Below are 18,437 nucleotides of genomic sequence, written 5' to 3'. Positions count from 1 at the left end.
GGTTTACTCGAGGTAGTCGCGCAGCGACTGCGAGCGGGACGGATGGCGCAGCTTCGCCATCGTCTTCGACTCGATCTGGCGGATGCGCTCGCGCGTCACGCCGAAGGTGTCACCGATCTGATCCAGCGTCTTGGGCATGCCGTCGCCCAGCCCGAAGCGCATCCGGATGACACCGGCCTCGCGCTCGGACAGGGAGTCGAGCAGGCTCTCCAGCTGCTTCTGCAGCATCGTGAAGCCCACCGCGTCCGCCGGGACCACAGCCTCGATGTCCTCGATCAGGTCGCCGAACTCGCTGTCGCCGTCCTCACCCAGCGGGGTGTGCAGCGAAATGGGCTCGCGACCGTACTTCTGCACCTCGACGACCTTCTCGGGCGTCATGTCGAGCTCCTTCGAGAGCTCTTCGGGAGTGGGTTCGCGGCCGAGGTCCTGCAGCATCTGGCGCTGGACGCGGGCGAGCTTGTTGATGACCTCCACCATGTGCACCGGGATGCGGATGGTGCGGGCCTGGTCGGCCATCGCGCGGGTGATCGCCTGGCGGATCCACCACGTCGCGTAGGTCGAGAACTTGAAGCCCTTGGTGTAGTCGAACTTCTCCACGGCGCGGATGAGTCCGAGGTTACCCTCCTGGATCAGGTCCAGGAACTGCATACCGCGACCGGTATAGCGCTTCGCCAGCGAGACCACGAGTCGCAGGTTGGCGCCGAGCAGGTGGCTCTTGGCACGCTGGCCGTCGCGGGCGACCCAGCGCAGCTCGCGCTCGAGCTCGCGGGGCATGTTGGGCGTGTTCGCCAGTCTGTCCTCGGCGAAGAGGCCGGCCTCGATGCGCATGGCGAGTTCGACCTCCTCCGCCGCGTTGAGCAGCGGAACCTTGCCGATCTGTTTGAGGTAGTCCTTCACCGGGTCGGCGGTCGCGCCGGTGATCGTGGTCGAGTAGACGGGGATGTCGTCGTCTTCGTCGACCGCGCGCAGCACGATCGCATCGGTCGGCAGCGGCGCATCGGCCGCGGCCTTCACAGCCGCTGCCTCGCCGGCAGCGGCTGAGGGGGCGTCATCGTGCGCCTCCTCAGCGGCGGCGTCCACCTCCTCGGCCTCATCGCCCTCGACCGCGTCGTCCGTCTCAGTGTCCGTGGGCTCGTCCTCGTCGATGTCGACCGCGGCGTCCTCGTCGATGGCGTTCTCGTGCTCAGCGCGGCCTTTGGGCTTGGCCGCGGCCTTCTTCGCCGTCTTCTTGGCGGCGGGCTTGGTCGCTGTGGAGGCGGCGGCCTCTTCGGCCACGTCCCCCTCAGGCTTCGTAGCTGCACGGGTTGCCATGTGAACACCTTTCATACCGAGCGGAGGACCGATGGTGCGCCGGTCACGGCTGGCTGAGGTCGCGCGCGGACATTACTAAGACCCATGTCAAGTTCTGAGGCTTCATGACGGGCACCATCAAGTGCTCCAGCCCACAGAACGTGAACGGGTCCAGTTACCAATTATTGCACGTTCTCGGCAAGCCCTTGACCACCGGCCGTCATTTCTGGCTAAGCGTCGCGGCCGCCCCTCCGCCGCCGCACATTCACCAGTGCAACCCACAGCGGCCCCACTTCTATTCCCTCCTCACTTCTGCAGCCGCCGCCGAGTGCGGCGGCGAGCGTGCAGCAAGAACCCCACGCCGACACCGACGATCAGATACTGGACGGCGAACGCCCACCGGAACGAGTCGAGGGCGTAGAGCCCGTCCGGCGTGCGCGTGTGGTTCTGCGCGTCCAAGACGAGCCCGATCAGGAACATCATCACGAAACTCGCGAGGAATCCGCCCACATTGACGATGCCGTTCGCCGAGCCGAGGCTGCGCAGCGGATTGGAGGTCCGCGCGAAGTCGAAGCCGATCAGCGACCCCGGCCCGCCGATCCCGAGCGCGATCAGCACGAGGAGGAGCGTCCAGGTGGGCGGCACACCCGGCCACAGCAGGAACACACCCCACGCCGCCGCTGTCATCGCGACGATGCCGAGCACGAGGTTGCTGCGCCGCAGCGGGAACCGTGCCGTGAGCAGACCGAGCAGCGGACCGGCGATCAGGCCGGCGACGACCGGGACGATCAGGAGCCCGGACGCCTCGGCCCGGTCGATGCCGAGCGCGAAGACCATGAACGGCAGGCCCCACATCAGGCTGAACACGGTGCCGGGCGACTGGGTCGCGAAGTGCGACCAGAATCCCAGCTGGGTCCCCGGGCGCGCGAGGCTGATCCGGAGCTGGCGGAGCGAGTCCGCCCAGCTCGCCGGGCGCGGCCCCTCGCTGGACCCGACCGGCCGGTCCGCGATCGCGACCAGGATGCCGATGAGCGCGATCACGGAGAGGGAAGCCGCGGACAGGAACGCCGTCGTCCACCCCGACTGGTGCAGCAGCAGCGCGAACGGGATGGCCGAGAGCACCTGCCCCAGCTGGCCGATATTCCCGCTCCACTGCGAGAGCTGAGGCACGATCCGGCCCCGGAACCACGAAGTGACCAGCCGTATGAGGGAGGTGAAGATGGTGGCGTCGCCCGCCCCCACCAGGATGCGCCCCAGGATCGCGACGGCGATCGACGGAGCGAGGGCGACCGTGACCTGGCCGGCGACCATCAGAGCCGTTCCGGCCAGCATGAGCGAGCGGGACCCCACCCGGTCGATGAGCACGCCGACGGGGATCTGCATCGCCGCGTAGACGATGAGCTGCACGACAGCGAGCGTGGAGAGCACCGCCGCGGAGACCTGGAAGCGCTCGGTGGCGGAGACGCCGGCGACGCCGATGCTCGTACGCTGCGTCACCGCGATCAGATAAGCCAAGACACCGACCCCGAAGATGAGCCAGGACCGATGGGAATTCACCGGACGATCATAATGCCCCGAGACGTGGCCGCCCGGCTAACGGTCGCCGCGCGAATTGTCCTCGTCGCCGTGCCTGCGGAAGGCGAGGAAATTCTCCAGCTCAGCGGCGATCTCGTCCGCGCTCGGCAGTTCGCCGTCGCGGTCGGTCAGCGGCGAGCGCGGCTGGTTGTCCTCCATGTAGCTGTCGTGCCGGTTCTCCAGTGTGCCAACGAGCCGGCCGAGTTCGGCGTTCCCAGCGACCTGCTCGTTGATGTTCGCGACGAACTGGCGGTCGTCCTCGCGCAGCCGGTCGGTCGGGAAGATCAGCCCGGTCGCGGCGCTGATGCTCTCCAGCCCCGTGATCGCGGCGGCCGGGTATTCGGCGTCGGCCAGATAGTGCGGGATGAGGAGCACGAAACCGGCGATCGGGTAGGAGAGCGGCTGCAGCCGGAACTCCAGAAGGTGCAGGGCATTCGCCGGCACCTGGGTCTGCGGTTTCCAGATCGACATCGCCTCGATCAACTCGGCGCGGTTGCCGCTCACCGTCACACCGATCGGCCGCGTGTGCGGAACCGGCATCGGGATGGCATGCACCCAGGTGACGCTCTTCACGCGGAATCGCTCCATCAGACCGAGAACGGCCTCCGTGAACGCCTCCCAGCGGAAGTCCGGCTCGAAGCCGGAGAGCAGCAGAAACGGCTGGCGCAGCTCGTCATAGACGAGGTAGAGCTTGAGCGTCGAAGGCTGGTAGCCGTCCAGGTGGTCCTGGTCGAAGTAGATGATCGGACGGCGCGCCCGGTAGTCGAGCAGGATGTCCGCGTCAAAGGTCGCGACGACCTCGCTGTGCAGGGTCGCGAGCAGATACGTGCCGAGCTGACTCACGCCCGAGCCGGCGTCCGCGAAGCCGGTGAGGCCCGCCACCAGGGGCAGCCCGTCCGGCACCTCGAGGGCGGAGGTGAGCTCGAACAGTTCGCCAGGGTCTCGCATGTCTCAACTCTAAAGCGCACCGTCGGCCCAGGTGCTGCGCACAGCGCTGTCCCAGCACGCCCACAGTGAACAGCACCCGCAGCTGACGGGCTAGTGTCATGGCATGACCCCTCCCTCGCTCTCGCTCACCGCCTCCGCGCCCTCCTCCTCTGCCTCCAGCGATGTCCTCGTGCTCGGCGCCCGCTCGGACGACGAGGGGGTGATCGTTCTCTCCGCCGGCGCGCGCGATGGCCTGGCGGCGGAGCTCGCGGCCGTTGGGTTCTCCGGCGGCAAGGACGAGCTGGTCCGGCTGCCCGGCGCCGAGGGCGGTCCCGCACTCGCGGTCGTGGGGATGCCGGACGAACGGGACGAGGACGCGTTCCGCTACGCCGCCGGAACCGCGGTCCGGCAGCTGGCGGGCGTGCAGCGCGTCGCGCTGGCACTCCCAACGGAGACCGACGCGCAGCTCGGGGCGACTCTGGAGGGCGCCGCGCTCGGCGCCTACGCCTTCACGGAGTACCGGGAGAAGACCAAGGCGGGCGTCAAGGAGCCGGTCGCGGAGATCCAGGTGGTCGGGCGCAGCGACGAAGGGGACGCACTGATCGCCCGGGCCGCCACCGTCGCGGAGGCCGCCGGGCTGGTCAAGGATCTCGTGAACGCCCCGCCCCTCGACCTCTACCCCGCCACCTTCGCCGAGCGTGTCGAAGCGCTCGCGGCGGACCTGCCCGTGTCGGTGGAGGTGTGGGACGAGACCCGCCTCGCCGCGGACGGCTTCGGCGGCATCCTGGGCGTGGGCCAGGGCTCGGCCCGCCCTCCGCGGCTGGTCAAAGTCGTGTACTCCCCCGACAGCGCGACCCGTCACCTCGCCCTCGTCGGCAAGGGCATCACCTTCGATTCGGGCGGTCTCTCCCTGAAACCCGCCTCGGGCATGGTCGGCATGAAGTACGACATGACCGGCGCGGCCGCTGTCCTCGCCGCGGCGCTGGCCGCCGCGAAGCTGCGCCTCCCCGTGCGCGTGACCGCGTGGCTGTGCCTCGCCGAGAACATGCCGTCGGGAAGCGCCATCCGCCCGAACGATGTGCTGCGCATCCGCGGCGGCCGCACAGTCGAGGTCCTGAACACCGACGCCGAGGGCCGGCTCGTGCTCGCCGACGGCCTGGTCGCCGCCGGCGAAGAGCGCCCGGACGCCATCGTGGACGTCGCCACCCTCACCGGTGCCGCGGAGGTCGCGCTGGGCACGCGCTACGCCGCCGTCATGGGCTCCGACGACCTCGTCGCTGACGTCATCGCCGCAGCGAAGGCGTCGGGCGAACTCCTGTGGCCGATGCCGCTCGCGGGCGAGCTGCGCGCCACAATCGCCTCCGATGTCGCCGACATCGCGAACGCCAACCCCGGGAACACCGCGGGCGGGATGCTGCTCGCGGGCGTCTTCCTACAGGAATTCATCGGCCGCAGCGGCGACGCCGAGGACTCTCCGCGCATCCCCTGGGCCCACCTCGACATCGCCGGTCCGGCCAAGGGCCCGAGCGCTCCGTACGGCTTCACCGGCAAAGGCCCGTCGGCGGTGAGCGTGCGCGCGCTCATCCGATTGGCCGAGGACTTTTCCGGGAGGTAGTAGGGTCGTAGGCGCAGGAAAATCCTGCCAATGCAACGCCTGCCACGAGTCACCCCTCCTGGCAGGATCGTGTCACGAATCCTGATGCGCGAGGGAGTAGCTGGATGTCTGAGCAGAACTTTGACATTGTGGTGCTCGGCGGTGGGAGTGGAGGCTACGCAGCGGCGCTGCGTGCGGTCGAACTCGGTTTCACCGTCGGCATGATCGAGAAGGACAAGGTCGGCGGCACCTGCCTGCACCGCGGCTGCGTTCCGACGAAAGCGCTGCTCCACGCAGCCGAGGTCGCCGACTACTCCCGGGAGTCGGGCAAATACGGCATCGTCACGCAGATGCAGGGCGTCGACATCAACGGCGTCACCGAATACCGCCAGGGCATCGTCACGAAGAAGTACAAGGGCTTGCAGGGACTGGTGAAGGCCCGCGGCATCACGGTCATCGAGGGCGAAGGCCGCCTGGTCTCCCCGACCACCGTGCAGGTCGGCGAGGACACGATCGTCGGCAAGAACATCATCCTGGCCACCGGGTCCTTCTCGCGCAGCCTCCCCGGCCTCGAGATCGGCGGCCGTGTGATCACCAGCGAGCAGGCCCTCGAATTGGACTTCGTCCCCCAGAAGGTCGCCGTCCTCGGCGGCGGCGTCATCGGCGTCGAGTTCGCGAGCGTCTGGAAGTCCTTCGGCGCCGATGTCACCGTGATCGAGGCCCTCCCCCACCTGGTCCCCAACGAGGACGAGTCGATCAGCAAGTCACTGGAACGCGCGTTCCGCCGCCGCGGGATCGACTACCGCCTGGGCGTCCGCTTCGCGGGCGTCAGCCAGCACGAGAACGGCGTCGTCGTCTCGCTCGAGGACGGCAGCACCGTCGAGGAGGAACTGCTGCTCGTCGCCGTCGGCCGCGGCCCGCTCACACAGGGCCTCGGCTTCGAGGAAGCCGGCATCACCCTCGACCGCGGCTTCGTCATCACCGATGAGCGCCTGCGGACCAGCGTCCCGGGCGTCTACGCCGTCGGAGACATCGTCCCCGGCCTCCAGCTCGCGCACCGCGGCTTCCAGCAGGGCATCTTCGTGGCCGAGGAGATCGCGGGCCTGAACCCCGTCGTCATCCCGGATGTCAACATCCCGAAGGTCACCTACTGCGACCCCGAAGTCGCCTCCATCGGCCTCACCGAGATCAAAGCGGTCGAACAGTACGGCGCAGACCGCGTCACCAGCTACGACTACAGCCTCGCCGGCAACGCGAAGAGCGAGATCATCGGAACGAACGGCAGCGTCAAGGTCGTCCGCGTGAACGACGGCCCCGTGGTCGGCGTCCACATGATCGGCGCCCGTGTCGGCGAACTCATCGGCGAAGCCCAGCTCGCGGTCAACTGGGAGGCCTACCCTGAGGACATCGCCCCGCTGATCCACGCACACCCCACTCAGAATGAGTCGCTCGGCGAGGCGTTCCTGTACCTCTCGGGCAAGCCGCTCCACACCCTCTAATCCATCCGCCGCCCCCGTCTCCCAACCGGACGAGGGCGCGGCTGCAATAATCTACCGAACACTCAGGTTTTGAAGGAGAAAAGCTCATGAGCGAATCCGTCAGCCTCCCGGCGCTGGGCGAAAGCGTCACGGAAGGCACGGTCACCCGCTGGCTGAAGAACGTCGGCGACCATGTCGACGTGGACGAGCCCCTGCTCGAGGTCTCGACCGACAAGGTCGACACCGAGATCCCGTCCCCCGTCTCCGGCGTCATCGAAGCGATCCTGGTGCAGGAGGACAAGACCGTCGAGGTGGGAACCGCTCTCGTCACCATCGGCGACGGCTCAGGCGCGGGCGAGCCCCCGGCTGCGCCCGCCGCTGAGACGACGGCCCCGGCCGCTGAAGCCGCACCCGCGTCCCCCGGTCCCGCCGCGCAGGAGACCGCCGCTGCTGCGGCCGTGCTGTCCGCACCGACTGTGGACGCCACCCCGGCTCCCGCTCAGCAGGCCACGGTGGCTCCGGCCGTGGCCGCCCCCACCGTGGAGGCCGCCCTGGCTCCCGCTCAACAGGCCGCGCCGGCAGCCGCTCCCGCCCCGGCGCCGGGTGGGGCACACACCGGCAACGTCGGCTACGTCACCCCGATCGTCCGTATGCTCGCGAACCAGCAGGGCGTCGACCTGTCCGCCGTCACCGGAACCGGTGTCGGCGGCCGTATCCGCAAAGAAGACATCCTCTCGGCTGCCGCTCCCGCCGCCACGGGCCTGGCTGCGGCGGCCGTTCCGGCGCCCGCCGCCGAGGTGTCGCCGCTGCGCGGCACCACCCAGCCGATGTCACGTCTGCGCAAGGTCGTCGCCGAACGCGCCGTCGTGTCGATGCAGTCGACCGCTCAGCTCACCTCGGTGGTCGAGGTCGATGTGACCAAGGTCGCTGCCCTGCGCGACCGCGTCAAGTCCGATTTCCTCGCCAAGACCGGAGTCAAGCTCTCCTTCCTGCCGTTCTTCGCTCTGGCCGCAGCCGAGGCGCTGAAGACCTACCCGGTCATCAATGCGACGGTGGACGGTGACAACATCGTGTATCCGAACCAGGAGAACATGTCGATCGCTGTGGACACCGAGCGGGGTCTGCTCACTCCGGTCGTCCGCAACGCCTCTGAGCTGGATCTCGCCGGCCTCGCCAAGGAAATCTCGGACCTCGCCGAGCGTACCCGCGACAACCGCCTCAAGCCGGACGAACTGGCCGGTGGCACGTTCACGCTCACCAACACCGGTTCGCGCGGCGCGCTGTTCGACACCCCGGTCGTCTTCCTGCCGCAGGTCGCAATCCTGGGAACCGGGATCGTCACCAAGAAGCCGGTGGTAGTCTCGGCCGACGGGACGGACTCGATCGCGATCCGCTCCACGATCTACCTCGCTCTCTCGTACGACCACCGCATCGTCGACGGTGCGGACGCAGCCCGCTTCCTCGTCGCGGTGAAAAACCGTCTCGAGGGCGCCGACTTCGAGAGAAGCCTCGGGCTCTAGCCGCCCACATCAGGCGAACACCGCCCAGCGCCAGCCGGCCCCGCTCCTCACCAGCAGGAGCGGGGCCGGTTCGCTTTCCAGGGCGAACCGGCCTCAGCGATGGAGCCGGACTCGGCAGAGTGGCACTCGCAGACGGGCTGCGACTCGCAGACGGAGGGGATCGGGAGGTCGCCGCTGGGCGCGTTGGCCGAGGCAGGAACGATCGCCCCCGACATCGCCCGGGGCCGGTCACGAAAGCCCGGGCCGACAGGGGCTGAGGCGTGGACTGGGGCGGCGGCGGTGACCCGGTTTTCGCCCATCACAGCGCCGAGCGGCCGGAGCGTGTCTGCGCCGTTTTCCGGTTCGGCCGCAGGCGGCAGAGCGATCGGCAAAACCACGGCCGCCACCAGGGGCACCGCCCCGACAGCCAGGAGCCGGGGACGGGCGCGGAACCACGTCCACGCGAATGCCCACACCCGGGATGCCGGGCGGTCGTCCAGGGCGTGCAGCACACGCCGCAGGAACGGAAAGGCCGTTTCGCGGCGGCGCGTGGCCGGGCGAATGCGGTCGGGAAGCACCGGGACATTCGCCGGAGCGGCGAGGGGCGAGGGGTCCGAAAGCAGGACAGGGGCCGGCTGGGCGGCCGCGAGGACGGCGGCGGAGACGCGTTCCCAGCCGGGGTGAGCGAGCGCTCCTTCGACCGCCGCGAACAGGCCGGCGGCTGCGGCGCGGGGAACGGCCAGGAAGATCGAGCGGGCAAGCGCGCGGACAGCTCGGCGGTCGGCGAGTTCGGCGGCTGCGTCGGTGGGGCGAACACCGTCCAGGCGGGTGAGGACCGGACAGCCATCCGCGCGGAATCCCACGAAGTCGCTGGTCGGGGCGGCACCGGCCCAGCCGGCCGCGCGGAGGTCGGCGAGGGCACGGGCGACACCGACGAGAATGGTCGCAGCGGCACCGGCCGAAAGTGCTGGGCACTCTTCGAGAAGGGCTCGGAGCGTCCCGCGCGAGGCGTTCTGGACGAGGACAGCCGTGACGGTCCGCCCGCGGGAGCGGTGAGGCGGGAACTCACCGAGGACACCAGCGATGTGTTCGGAACGGGCCTCACGGCGGGCACGGACGTCGGCGAACGCAATGCCGGCGTCTCCGAGAGCGCGGTCATCCGACAGCGGCCCGGCATCCTGCGCCCGGACCCGAAGCACAGCAGGCTCCGCGAGGTCATCGCCGATCACGAGGACCGAACGCTCGCCCGGAGGGTCGTCGGGAAGCTTCCGGCCCGGCGGGAGCCCGAGCAGGGCCCACCCATGCCGCTCCGCGACGAGTCTGGTCTGGCGTGCGAGGTCGACCGGGCGCCGGCCGGCCGTTCGGGATCGCCGCGCCTGCTGTGGCCGTGGTGACGGGTTCGCCGCTGTCTGGTGCTCATGGAGACATCCCACCGGCCCTCGCCTGACGATGATCGCGCGAGCTCGAATCTGTGGAGAGTCCGGCTCCGGCCGCACACTGTGGAGAACCGCCGACCGCCGTGGTTTGCAATTAATGGACTCGGTCCACATAGACTCTCACCATGATGCAGTTCGATCGGTCCGGGCTCGACGGCAGCCCCGTAGACTACGAAACCGCGCTGCAATTGCAGCGCCGCCTTCACGGCGAGGTGGCGACGGGCACGACCGCCGAGACCATGCTCCTCCTCGAGCACGCGCCCGTCTACACCGCCGGAAAACGGACGACAGACGACGAACGCCCCACGGACGGCACGCCCGTCGTCGATGTCGACCGTGGGGGCAAAATCACCTGGCACGGTCCAGGGCAGCTGGTCGGCTACCCGATTCTGCGACTGCGGGAGCCGGTGGATGTCGTCGGGTACGTGCGGCGGCTGGAATCGGCGTTGATCCGGGTGCTCGGAGAGCTCGGAATCGCGGGCGAACGAATCGAAGGCCGTTCGGGCGTGTGGCTGCCGGGAGACGGAACAGCACCCGACCGGAAGCTCGCCGCGATCGGCATCCGCGTCGCCGAGGGCGTTACGATGCACGGTTTCGCGCTCAACTGCTCCAACTCGCTGGAGGCCTACGACCGCATCGTCGCGTGCGGAATCCGGGATGCGGGGGTCAGCACGATCACCGAGGCGCTCGGCCGCACCGTCACACCGCAGGACGCCGCGCCGATGGTGGTCGCCGCGCTGCAGGCGGAATTCGGCCGCGAGGCCGCCCCGCGCGCCGCACAGACCGAGACTGCCGCGTGAGCGCCGAACCGGAGGGCCGCCGGATGCTGCGGCTCGAGGTCCGGAACGCGCAGACACCGATCGAGCGCAAGCCGGAGTGGATCAAGACCCGCGCCACAATGGGGCCCGAATACCGGCAGCTGCATTCCCTGGTGAAGTCCGAAGGTCTGCACACGGTCTGCCAGGAGGCTGGCTGCCCGAACATCTACGAGTGCTGGGAGGACCGGGAGGCGACCTTCCTCATCGGCGGGTCACAGTGTACGCGACGCTGCGATTTCTGCCAGATCGACACGGGGAAGCCGGCCGAGTTTGACCGCGACGAACCGCGGCGGGTCGCCGAGTCGGTCGCGCGGATGGGGCTGCGCTATTCGACGGTCACAGGGGTCGCGCGGGACGACCTGGAGGACGAGGGCGCGTGGCTGTACGCGGAGACGATCCGGGAGATCCACCGGCAGAGCCCCGGCACCGGGGTCGAAATCCTGGTGCCCGACTTCTCGGGAGACCCCGAACTCCTCGGCGAGGTGTTCGGAGCGCGACCAGAGGTCTTCGCACACAACGTCGAGACCGTGCCGCGCATCTTCAAGCGCATCCGCCCGGCTTTCCGCTACGAACGTTCCCTCGACGTGATCGCGCAGGGGCGCGCCGCCGGGCTCATCACGAAGTCCAACCTGATTCTCGGGATGGGCGAGGAACGCCAGGAGATCAGCCAGGCGCTGCAGGATCTGCACGACGCGGGCACCGACATCATCACAATCACGCAGTACCTGCGCCCGAGCCCGCGGCACCTCCCGGTCGCACGCTGGGTTCGTCCCGACGAGTTCGTGGAGCTGAGGGACGAGGCCGAGGCGATCGGCTTCCTGGGGGTGCTGGCCGGGCCGCTCGTGCGCTCCTCGTACCGCGCGGGACGCCTCTGGGCGCAGTCGATGCGCGCGAAGGGACGCACTGTCCCGGAGGAGCTGCGGCACCTGGCGGATGCGTCGCTGGGGTTCGCTCAGGCGGTGTCCTGAGCGGCAGCTTCCTCTCGGAGCGCGCAGACGCTCCAACCGCCGCGAACCCGTCGGCTGAAGCGGTCCCGAGCCGGTATCCTTGGGTCTATGGCACGCAAGGACAAGTCCACCAAGGAGCCCGGTCGGCTGAAGCAGATGTGGCAGGTCTTCCAGATGACCCGCCGCTACGACGACCGCGCGGTGCTGTACATCGGCCTGGGCTTCATCCTGCCGATTCTCGCGGGCGTCACGCTCGCGGTGTTCCTGTCCGGCGGCAACGTCTTCACGATGGTGCTCTGGACCGTGGCGGGCGTGCTCGCGGGCGTGCTGATCGCCCTCATCGTCCTGGGCCGCCGCGCCGAACGCGCCGCCTACTCGCAGATCGAGGGACAGCCGGGAGCGGTCGGCGCGGTGCTGCGCAGCTCGCTGAAGCGCAGCTGGCGGGGCTCGGAGATGCCGGTCGCCGTCAACGGCAAGACGCAGGATGCGGTCTACCGCGCCACCGGCCGGGGCGGTGTCGTGCTCATCAGCGAGGGGCCGCGCAGCCGCACACAGCGGATGGTGGACGAAGAACGCCGCAAGGTCACCCGCGTGCTGCCGAATGTGCCGGTCACGACCATCGTGGTCGGCCCGGACGCGGATGCCGTGCCGCTGCACAAGATCCCGCGCACGCTCTCGAAGATCAAGCCCACGCTGACCAAGGCGGAGGTGCTGGCGATCAGTAACCGTCTCCAGTCGCTGGAGGGCTCCATGCCGATCCCGAAGGGCATCGACCCCTTGAAGGTGCGCGCCCAGCGCGCGCGCTGACGCTCCACCGGATCTCACACGTCGGGCGGAGACCTTCTGGACTCGACACGAGAAACGCTTCGGAGTCTCGTTTCGGAACGTTGTTCCTGTGCTTGGCGCGGGGCTCCGCCGCGTTCAGCCGCGGATGAGGACGGTTCCCGCGACCTTGTCGTGGAAGCCGCGCTGGTCGGAGTCCCAGACCAGCGCGGGGATGACGACGCAGAGCAGCAGCGTACGCACGATCGGCCGCCAGAGACCGATCCAACCACCGGGCAGCGCGACGACGCGCAGGCCGACGAGGCGGTGGCCGACGCTGCCGCCGATGGTCGGGATGAAAACGATCTGCATGAGCGCGAAGAGACCGATGTTCGCCCACGAGTCGTAGCGGAAGAAGGCGAACGAGATGACGGATGCGAAAGCCCAGTCGATGACGATGGCGCCCAGACGCCTCCCGGTCCGCCCGACAGAGCGCGGACCCACCTCGGGGAGGCCGAGCCGTTCGCCGGGGAACCGGCTGGGAGCGAGGTCGCCGAAACGGGAGGGCTGAGCGTTCTGAGGCACCTCAGCAGCTTACCGGGACACCGAAAAGCGGCCGTCACGTGACAGAGAGCCAGCTGAGGCGACGATCCGGCGCTTGGGATGCTGGACAAGATGCGGTTACCGATGCCCGGCGATCCGGGCATAGCCTCACAGTGTCGACACTGGCCGAAGCTGACCACTACGAGGTGCGACAGCGAAGACGGCCAGGACAAGCGCCCACACGGGCGTCGTAGCGACGGGGCAGGATGCCGATTGCTGTAGGTGGGACTGCCTGATTAACGGGCGTCTTCGACGAGCGAGGGCGGATATGGTCGGCGACTGCCAGCCGGCGAGCTTGCGACTGACGAGGGCGATCATCGACGCGAGGTAGCGGGGTTTGGCCCCTCTACCTCGCGTCGAGGAGATCCCGCTGATCTTTATCTTTCGACCAGTGGGACCGGAGTTGATCTAATCACGCCAAAAAACAAAAGTAAGGACGGTAAACAGAGATGAAGATAGTCATACTCTGATGTGTACTTATAAATCTTATTCACAACCAACGACGGGCGCGGGTCATCGATATGGCCGACTCCGCAGAGGACCCCGGTCGGCAACGCCTCCTCTTCATTGAGCCGAAAGCGACACCCGAGCTGGCGCTGCCGCCCGCGACGGGAGGATCAGGGCCGAACTCGATGGCGTCACAGCCCCGGCCGCGCTCTCGACCGACTCGTTCACCGTCGCAAGGCCGAACACTCATCACACCGAGCGGCGACCTGAGCATTCCATCGTGGAGCCTGGCATCCGGGCCCACACGAGCCGTCGCCCGCCGGGACGACGGCGTGCCATCGCGCCGCGCCCGCGCTACCCGACCGGAGTACACGTAACACGCTGGAAACACTTGCGTCACGGCGGGGAAACGGCCTCCCCCTAGCGTGAGTCTTGGGCTGCACGCGCAGTCCGGCCGCCTCAAGCCGTTGGGAGTCCCTTCGTATGTTCCGCGATTCTTCTGAGGTGCTCAAGTACATCAAGGAGACCGACGTCAAGTTCCTTGACATCCGCTTCACCGATTTGCCGGGTGTTCAGCAGCACTTCAACATCCCCGCCGCGACCGTCGATGAGGAATTCTTCTCGGTCGGCCAGCTCTTCGATGGCTCATCCATCCGGGGATTCGCGTCGATCCACGAATCCGACATGCAGTTGATCCCGGATGTGTCGACCGCCTACATCGACCCGTTCCGGCACGAGCGCACGCTCATCATGGTTTTCGACATTTACAATCCACGCAACGGCGATATCTACGCGAAGGACCCACGCCAGGTCGCCAAGAAGGCCGAGAAGTACCTGGCCACGGCCGGTATCGCCGACACCGCGTTCTTCGCCCCCGAAGCCGAGTTCTACATCTTCGACGATGTGCGCTACGAGGTGAAGCAGAACGCGATCTTCTACGCGGTGGACTCCAGCGAGGGCGCGTGGAACTCCGGCCGCGAGGAGGAGGGCGGCAACCTCGCCAACAAGACCCCGTACAAGGGCGGCTACTTCCCGGTCTCACCGGTGGACCAGCACGCCGATCTGCGCGACGACATCGTCCTCAAGCTGGTCGAGGCAGGGCTTGAGGTCGAGCGCTCGCACCACGAGGTCGGCACGGCCGGCCAGGGCGAGATCAACTACAAGTTCGACACCATGGTGTCGGCCGCCGACGACATCCTCAAGTTCAAATACATCGTGAAGAACACCGCTAACGAGTGGGGAAAGACGGCGACGTTCATGCCCAAGCCGCTCTTCGGCGACAACGGCTCCGGGATGCACACCCACCAGTCCCTGTGGAACGACGGCAAGCCGCTGTTCTACGACGAGGCCGGCTACGGCGCGCTCTCCAACATCGCGCGCTGGTACATCGGCGGTCTGCTCAAGCACGCCCCGGCCGTGCTCGCCTTCACGAACCCGACGGTGAACTCGTTCCACCGGCTCGTGCCCGGCTTCGAGGCCCCGGTCAACCTGGTCTACTCGGCCGGCAACCGCTCGGCGTCCATCCGCATCCCGATCACCGGCTCCAACCCGAAGGCCAAGCGCATCGAGTTCCGCGCGCCGGACGCTTCGGGCAACCCCTACCTCGCCTTCGCTGCGCAGCTCATGGCCGGCATCGATGGCATCAAGAACCGCATCGAACCGCACGAACCGGTCGACAAGGACCTCTACGAGCTGCCGCCCGAGGAGGCGCGCAACATCCCGCAGGTCCCGGCTTCGCTCGGTGAGGCGCTCGACGCGCTGGAAGCCGACCACGACTTCCTCACAGCGGGCGGCGTGTTCACCCCCGAGCTGATCGAGACGTGGATCGAGTACAAGCGCGAGAAAGAGATCAAACCGCTGGCGCAGCGCCCGCACCCGTTCGAGTACGAGCTGTACTACGGGGTGTGAGTCGCAAAGATGCTCCGTGGGGAGGGGCCGCACCAGGTGGGCGGATTCCAGTGGTTGTTGCAACACGACGATTAGCTGGCGAGTAGTTTAGCGAGGCGTTCGGCTGGGGTTTCCCAGCCGAGCGTTTTGCGTGGGCGGGTGTTGAGCTCGTGGGCGACGTTCGTCAGGTCGGTTGCGGTGAATCGGGCGAGGTCTGTTCCCTTTCCCTTGGGGAAGTATTGGCGAAGGAGTCCGTTGGTGTTCTCGTTGCTGCCGCGTTGCCAGGGACTCGCGGGGTCGCAGAAGTAGACCGGGATGTCGGTGGCTATCGTGAACGACTTGTGAGCTGCCATTTCCGAGCCCTGGTCCCAGGTGATCGAGCGACGGAGTTCGCGTGGGAGTGTCTTGACGGCGCTGATCAGTCCGTCCCGGACGGATTCTGCGGTGCGATCGATGGGGAGATGGATCAGCATCACGAACCGGGTGGAGCGTTCCACGAGGGTGCCGATGGCGCTGTTGCGGTGTCCGCCGATGATGAGGTCGCCTTCCCAATGTCCGGGAACGGCGCGGTCCTCGATTTCGGCGGGACGGTCGGAGATCATTACCATCGGATCCGCGAAACGATGTCTGCGAGCGGCGCCAGAACGATGCGGTTTCCGCTTGGCCCGGCCGGTCCGCAGCACCATCGTGAGCTCGCGGCGGAGTTGTCCACGGCCCTGCACGTAGAAGGCTTGATAGATCGTCTCGTGCGCCACGCGCATCTCCGCATCGCCGGGGAACTCGCGGATCAGCGACCGGCTGATCTGCTCCGGCGACCAACGTAGCGTCAGCTTCCGTTGAACGTAACTGCGCAGCTGCGGATTGCGGACCAGCCTCGTGGCTTTCGGTCGCGGTCGGCGGCTGGCCGCTTTCCGATGCGCCACGTATGGATGGTAGCCGCCCTCTCCAGGAAGCTGATTCCGGCGAATCTCTCGACTGATCGTCGACACCGAGCGACCAAGCTTGGCCGCGACCCGACACAACGAAAGGCCGGCCCTGGTCAGGTCCCGGATCAGCTCACGCTCCTGCAGGGAGAGGAATCGTGGGTGGAGTGCGGCTTCGAGCGAACGCATCGACGCCCGCTGAACAGGATCAACAACGACAGGCACCCTGTCTTTGTAATCGACCACGCGACCATCTGGATAAATGCGTCGCCCGTTCGACTGTCCCAGAGGTATCCCGTGTTCGGGCTGATTCCGACTCGTCCCACCGCTTCGCGGCGCGAGAGCCCGCTGCTCCGCAGCTCCAGGTACTCGTCCTTGCATGGGTGCGCGCTCATGCCGCCGCCGGTGTAGCCGTGACTAGCCAGGCCCGCCTTGCGAACCCATTGCGCGCACGTCGCGGGGTTGAACCCTAGCTCCCTCGCCGCGATCGTCGTACTCCTGGACTCCTTGAAAATGACGAAGAAGGCTTCACGCTCCGCCTGGGTGTACTTCCTCTTCCCCGCACTGCGCCTTAAACGGGACACGGTCCTTGCAACTCCTAGAAACTCCAGATGTTGCAACAACCGCTAGAACCCAAGATGAGGCCGGCCCCTCCCCACGTTTGACCTGCCGTTCGATCGCTCCCCAGCGGTCCGGCACGGGCGGTGCTCACCCGCTCCGGCCGGTGCGCTTCTCTGAGCGGTGAAGCGTCATTCTTCGTAGCAGCGGACGCCGCTGCCCCCGCTGAGTAGCGTGAAATTCATGAGTCCGACTTCCTCGTCTACCCGCAAACCCGTCCATCACCGCGGCCCGCGCTGGCTGCGGTCCTTCGGATTCCAAGTCACCGTGGCGCTGGCGCTCGGGATCGCCGTCGGCGTCGTCGCCCGGCAGTTGGGACCCTCCGGCGCCGAGCCGAACGGGCTCACCGCGACGCTGGACACGATCGGCGGGGCGTATGTGTCGCTGCTGAAGGCGGCGGTCATCCCGCTGGTGTTCCTGGCGATCGTGTCGAGCATCGGCAACCTGCGGCGCGTCACGAACGCGGCCCGGCTCGCCGGGCAGACGCTCCTGTGGTTCGGGATCACCGCGCTGATCGCGGTGAGCATCGGCATCGCGCTCGGCGTGATCATCCAGCCGGGCAAGCGGACCACGGCGCCCTGTCGGCGTCCGATCCCGGGGTGACCGCGACCTGGTGGAACTTCCTCGTCGGGCTGATTCCAGCGAACTTCGCGGGCGCGCAGGTGAAAACCCACGTCGATGTACTGAACGGCGCAGCGAATGCGACCTCCACCGTGAGCTTCAATGTGCTGCAGGTGATCGTGGTCGCCACAGCGATCGGGGTCGCAGCCCTGAAGGCCAAAGCCAAGGCGGAGCCGTTTTTGGCGTTCGCCGACTCGGCACTGACGATCGTGCAGCGGGTGCTGTGGTGGATCATCCGGCTGGCGCCGCTCGGGACGTTCGCGCTGATCGCCGATGCGGTGGCGATCTATGGCTGGACGACGATCGGCTCGCTCGCCTGGTTCGTGACAGCGATCTACCTCGGACTGGCGCTAGTGCTGTTCGTGGTCTACCCCGTCCTCGTCAAATCCAACGGTCTGTCGATCCGACAGTACTTCTCGGGGGTATGGCCCGCGGTACAGCTCGGATTCGTGAGCCGCTCCTCGATCGGGACGCTGCCGCTGACACAGCGGGTGGTGGAACGGAACCTCGGTGTGCCGCGGTCGTACGCCTCGTTCGCGGCGCCGCTGGGGGCGACGAAAATGGACGGCTGCGCGGCGATCTACCCGGCGGTCGCGGCGATCTTCGTGGCACAGTTCTACGGGATCTCCCTCGACATCTGGCAGTACATCCTGATCGTCGTCGTGTCGGTGGTCAGCTCGGCCGCGACAGCCGGGACGACGGGCGCGATCGTCATGCTGACACTGACCTCTCCACGCTGGGGTTGCCGCTCGACGGTGTGGGGCTGCTGCTCGCGGTGGACGCGATCCTCGATATGGGGCGCACCGCGGTGAACGTCGCGGGGCAGGCCCTGGTGCCGACGATCGTGGCGAAACGGGAAGGCATCCTCGACCTCGACCTCGACCTGTACAACGCGCCACGGACCGGAGACGCTTTCCGGAATGACGAGGACGATCGGGACGGCGGCACGAGCGAGCACGACAACGCGGAGTCCGCGGCGGGCGCGCGGCCGTGACGCAGCTGTGAGGCGTCC

14 protein-coding genes and 1 pseudogene are annotated in these 18,437 nt (G+C 67.8%); 8 read left to right on the top strand and 7 right to left on the bottom strand.

Features of this window, described 5'->3' with window-relative positions:
• Window positions 1-3 precede the first annotated feature (3 nt).
• The 3 genes from LXX_RS05050 to LXX_RS05040 form a co-directional block, all read right to left on the bottom strand.
• Complete coding sequence (locus LXX_RS05050; RefSeq protein WP_011185882.1) at window positions 4-1,326, bottom strand: RNA polymerase sigma factor; 1,323 nt, start codon at window positions 1,324-1,326, stop codon at window positions 4-6.
• A gap of 270 nt (window positions 1,327-1,596) precedes the next feature.
• A complete protein-coding gene (locus LXX_RS05045) occupies window positions 1,597-2,847 on the bottom strand; it encodes an MFS transporter (protein WP_011185881.1) in 1,251 nt (416 codons plus the stop codon).
• 36 nt (window positions 2,848-2,883) lie between these two features.
• Window positions 2,884-3,813, bottom strand: coding sequence for a proteasome assembly chaperone family protein (locus tag LXX_RS05040; protein WP_011185880.1), 930 nt, complete (start codon window positions 3,811-3,813; stop codon window positions 2,884-2,886).
• Between the two features lie 103 nt (window positions 3,814-3,916).
• Here LXX_RS05040 and LXX_RS05035 point away from each other — a divergent pair, with 103 nt between their 5' ends.
• The 3 genes from LXX_RS05035 to sucB all read left to right on the top strand — a co-directional run bounded on the left by LXX_RS05035 (window position 3,917) and on the right by sucB (window position 8,384).
• Window positions 3,917-5,407, top strand: coding sequence for a leucyl aminopeptidase (locus tag LXX_RS05035; protein WP_011185879.1), 1,491 nt, complete (start codon window positions 3,917-3,919; stop codon window positions 5,405-5,407).
• A 104-nt stretch (window positions 5,408-5,511) separates the two neighbouring features.
• Window positions 5,512-6,885 carry a dihydrolipoyl dehydrogenase gene (lpdA, locus tag LXX_RS05030; RefSeq protein ID WP_011185878.1) on the top strand — a complete coding sequence of 458 codons (1,374 nt, stop codon included), beginning with the start codon at window positions 5,512-5,514 and terminating at the stop codon, window positions 6,883-6,885.
• 86 nt (window positions 6,886-6,971) lie between these two features.
• Window positions 6,972-8,384: a 2-oxoglutarate dehydrogenase, E2 component, dihydrolipoamide succinyltransferase gene (sucB, locus tag LXX_RS05025; RefSeq protein WP_011185877.1), complete on the top strand. Its 1,413-nt coding sequence runs from the start codon at window positions 6,972-6,974 to the stop codon at window positions 8,382-8,384.
• 47 nt (window positions 8,385-8,431) lie between these two features.
• Here sucB and LXX_RS05020 read toward each other — a convergent pair whose 3' ends face one another.
• Entirely contained in the window at window positions 8,432-9,796 is a 1,365-nt protein-coding gene (locus tag LXX_RS05020; protein ID WP_041767418.1) for a hypothetical protein, read from the bottom strand.
• A gap of 128 nt (window positions 9,797-9,924) precedes the next feature.
• Here LXX_RS05020 and lipB point away from each other — a divergent pair, with 128 nt between their 5' ends.
• The 3 genes from lipB (at window position 9,925) to LXX_RS05005 (ending at window position 12,371) form a co-directional block, all read left to right on the top strand.
• A complete protein-coding gene (gene lipB / locus LXX_RS05015) occupies window positions 9,925-10,599 on the top strand; it encodes a lipoyl(octanoyl) transferase LipB (RefSeq protein ID WP_011185875.1) in 675 nt (224 codons plus the stop codon).
• A complete protein-coding gene (lipA, locus tag LXX_RS05010) occupies window positions 10,596-11,585 on the top strand; it encodes a lipoyl synthase (RefSeq protein WP_011185874.1) in 990 nt (329 codons plus the stop codon). Before lipB ends, lipA begins: the two co-directional genes overlap by 4 nt.
• Before the next feature lie 87 nt (window positions 11,586-11,672).
• Window positions 11,673-12,371, top strand: a complete 699-nt coding sequence (locus tag LXX_RS05005; RefSeq protein WP_011185873.1) for a DUF4191 domain-containing protein — start codon at window positions 11,673-11,675, stop codon at window positions 12,369-12,371.
• Between the two features lie 114 nt (window positions 12,372-12,485).
• On the opposite strand, the gene LXX_RS05000 is transcribed toward LXX_RS05005, so the two are convergent.
• Window positions 12,486-12,911 carry an RDD family protein gene (locus tag LXX_RS05000; RefSeq protein ID WP_011185872.1) on the bottom strand — a complete coding sequence of 142 codons (426 nt, stop codon included), beginning with the start codon at window positions 12,909-12,911 and terminating at the stop codon, window positions 12,486-12,488.
• A 948-nt stretch (window positions 12,912-13,859) separates the two neighbouring features.
• Between LXX_RS05000 and glnA the strand changes: the two genes are divergently transcribed.
• Complete coding sequence (gene glnA, locus LXX_RS04995; RefSeq protein ID WP_011185871.1) at window positions 13,860-15,284, top strand: type I glutamate--ammonia ligase; 1,425 nt, start codon at window positions 13,860-13,862, stop codon at window positions 15,282-15,284.
• A 71-nt stretch (window positions 15,285-15,355) separates the two neighbouring features.
• On the opposite strand, the gene LXX_RS04990 is transcribed toward glnA, so the two are convergent.
• Complete coding sequence (locus LXX_RS04990; RefSeq protein ID WP_223227743.1) at window positions 15,356-16,375, bottom strand: IS30 family transposase; 1,020 nt, start codon at window positions 16,373-16,375, stop codon at window positions 15,356-15,358.
• Window positions 16,315-16,770, bottom strand: a complete 456-nt coding sequence (locus LXX_RS16645) for a transposase (protein WP_223227607.1) — start codon at window positions 16,768-16,770, stop codon at window positions 16,315-16,317. Before LXX_RS16645 ends, LXX_RS04990 begins: the two co-directional genes overlap by 61 nt.
• A gap of 217 nt (window positions 16,771-16,987) precedes the next feature.
• On the opposite strand from LXX_RS16645, the pseudogene LXX_RS04985 reads away from it, so the two are divergent.
• A pseudogene (locus LXX_RS04985) lies at window positions 16,988-18,419 on the top strand (dicarboxylate/amino acid:cation symporter).
• Window positions 18,420-18,437: the final 18 nt, after the last annotated feature.

The organism is Leifsonia xyli subsp. xyli str. CTCB07, from assembly GCF_000007665.1.
In the GTDB taxonomy this organism is placed as follows: domain Bacteria; phylum Actinomycetota; class Actinomycetes; order Actinomycetales; family Microbacteriaceae; genus Leifsonia; species Leifsonia xyli_C.
This window is presented reverse-complemented; position numbering and strand designations above follow the sequence as displayed.

Coding starts and splice junctions, on each gene's coding strand:
- LXX_RS05040 (WP_011185880.1), bottom strand. CDS start 3,813: ATGCGAGACCCTGGCGAACTGTTCGAGCTCACCTCCGCCCTCGAGGTG.
- LXX_RS05035 (WP_011185879.1), top strand. CDS start 3,917: ATGACCCCTCCCTCGCTCTCGCTCACCGCCTCCGCGCCCTCCTCCTCT.
- lipB (WP_011185875.1), top strand. CDS start 9,925: ATGATGCAGTTCGATCGGTCCGGGCTCGACGGCAGCCCCGTAGACTAC.
- LXX_RS05005 (WP_011185873.1), top strand. CDS start 11,673: ATGGCACGCAAGGACAAGTCCACCAAGGAGCCCGGTCGGCTGAAGCAG.
- LXX_RS04990 (WP_223227743.1), bottom strand. CDS start 16,375: ATGCGTTCGCTCGAAGCCGCACTCCACCCACGATTCCTCTCCCTGCAG.
- sucB (WP_011185877.1), top strand. CDS start 6,972: ATGAGCGAATCCGTCAGCCTCCCGGCGCTGGGCGAAAGCGTCACGGAA.
- glnA (WP_011185871.1), top strand. CDS start 13,860: ATGTTCCGCGATTCTTCTGAGGTGCTCAAGTACATCAAGGAGACCGAC.
- LXX_RS05050 (WP_011185882.1), bottom strand. CDS start 1,326: ATGAAAGGTGTTCACATGGCAACCCGTGCAGCTACGAAGCCTGAGGGG.
- lpdA (WP_011185878.1), top strand. CDS start 5,512: ATGTCTGAGCAGAACTTTGACATTGTGGTGCTCGGCGGTGGGAGTGGA.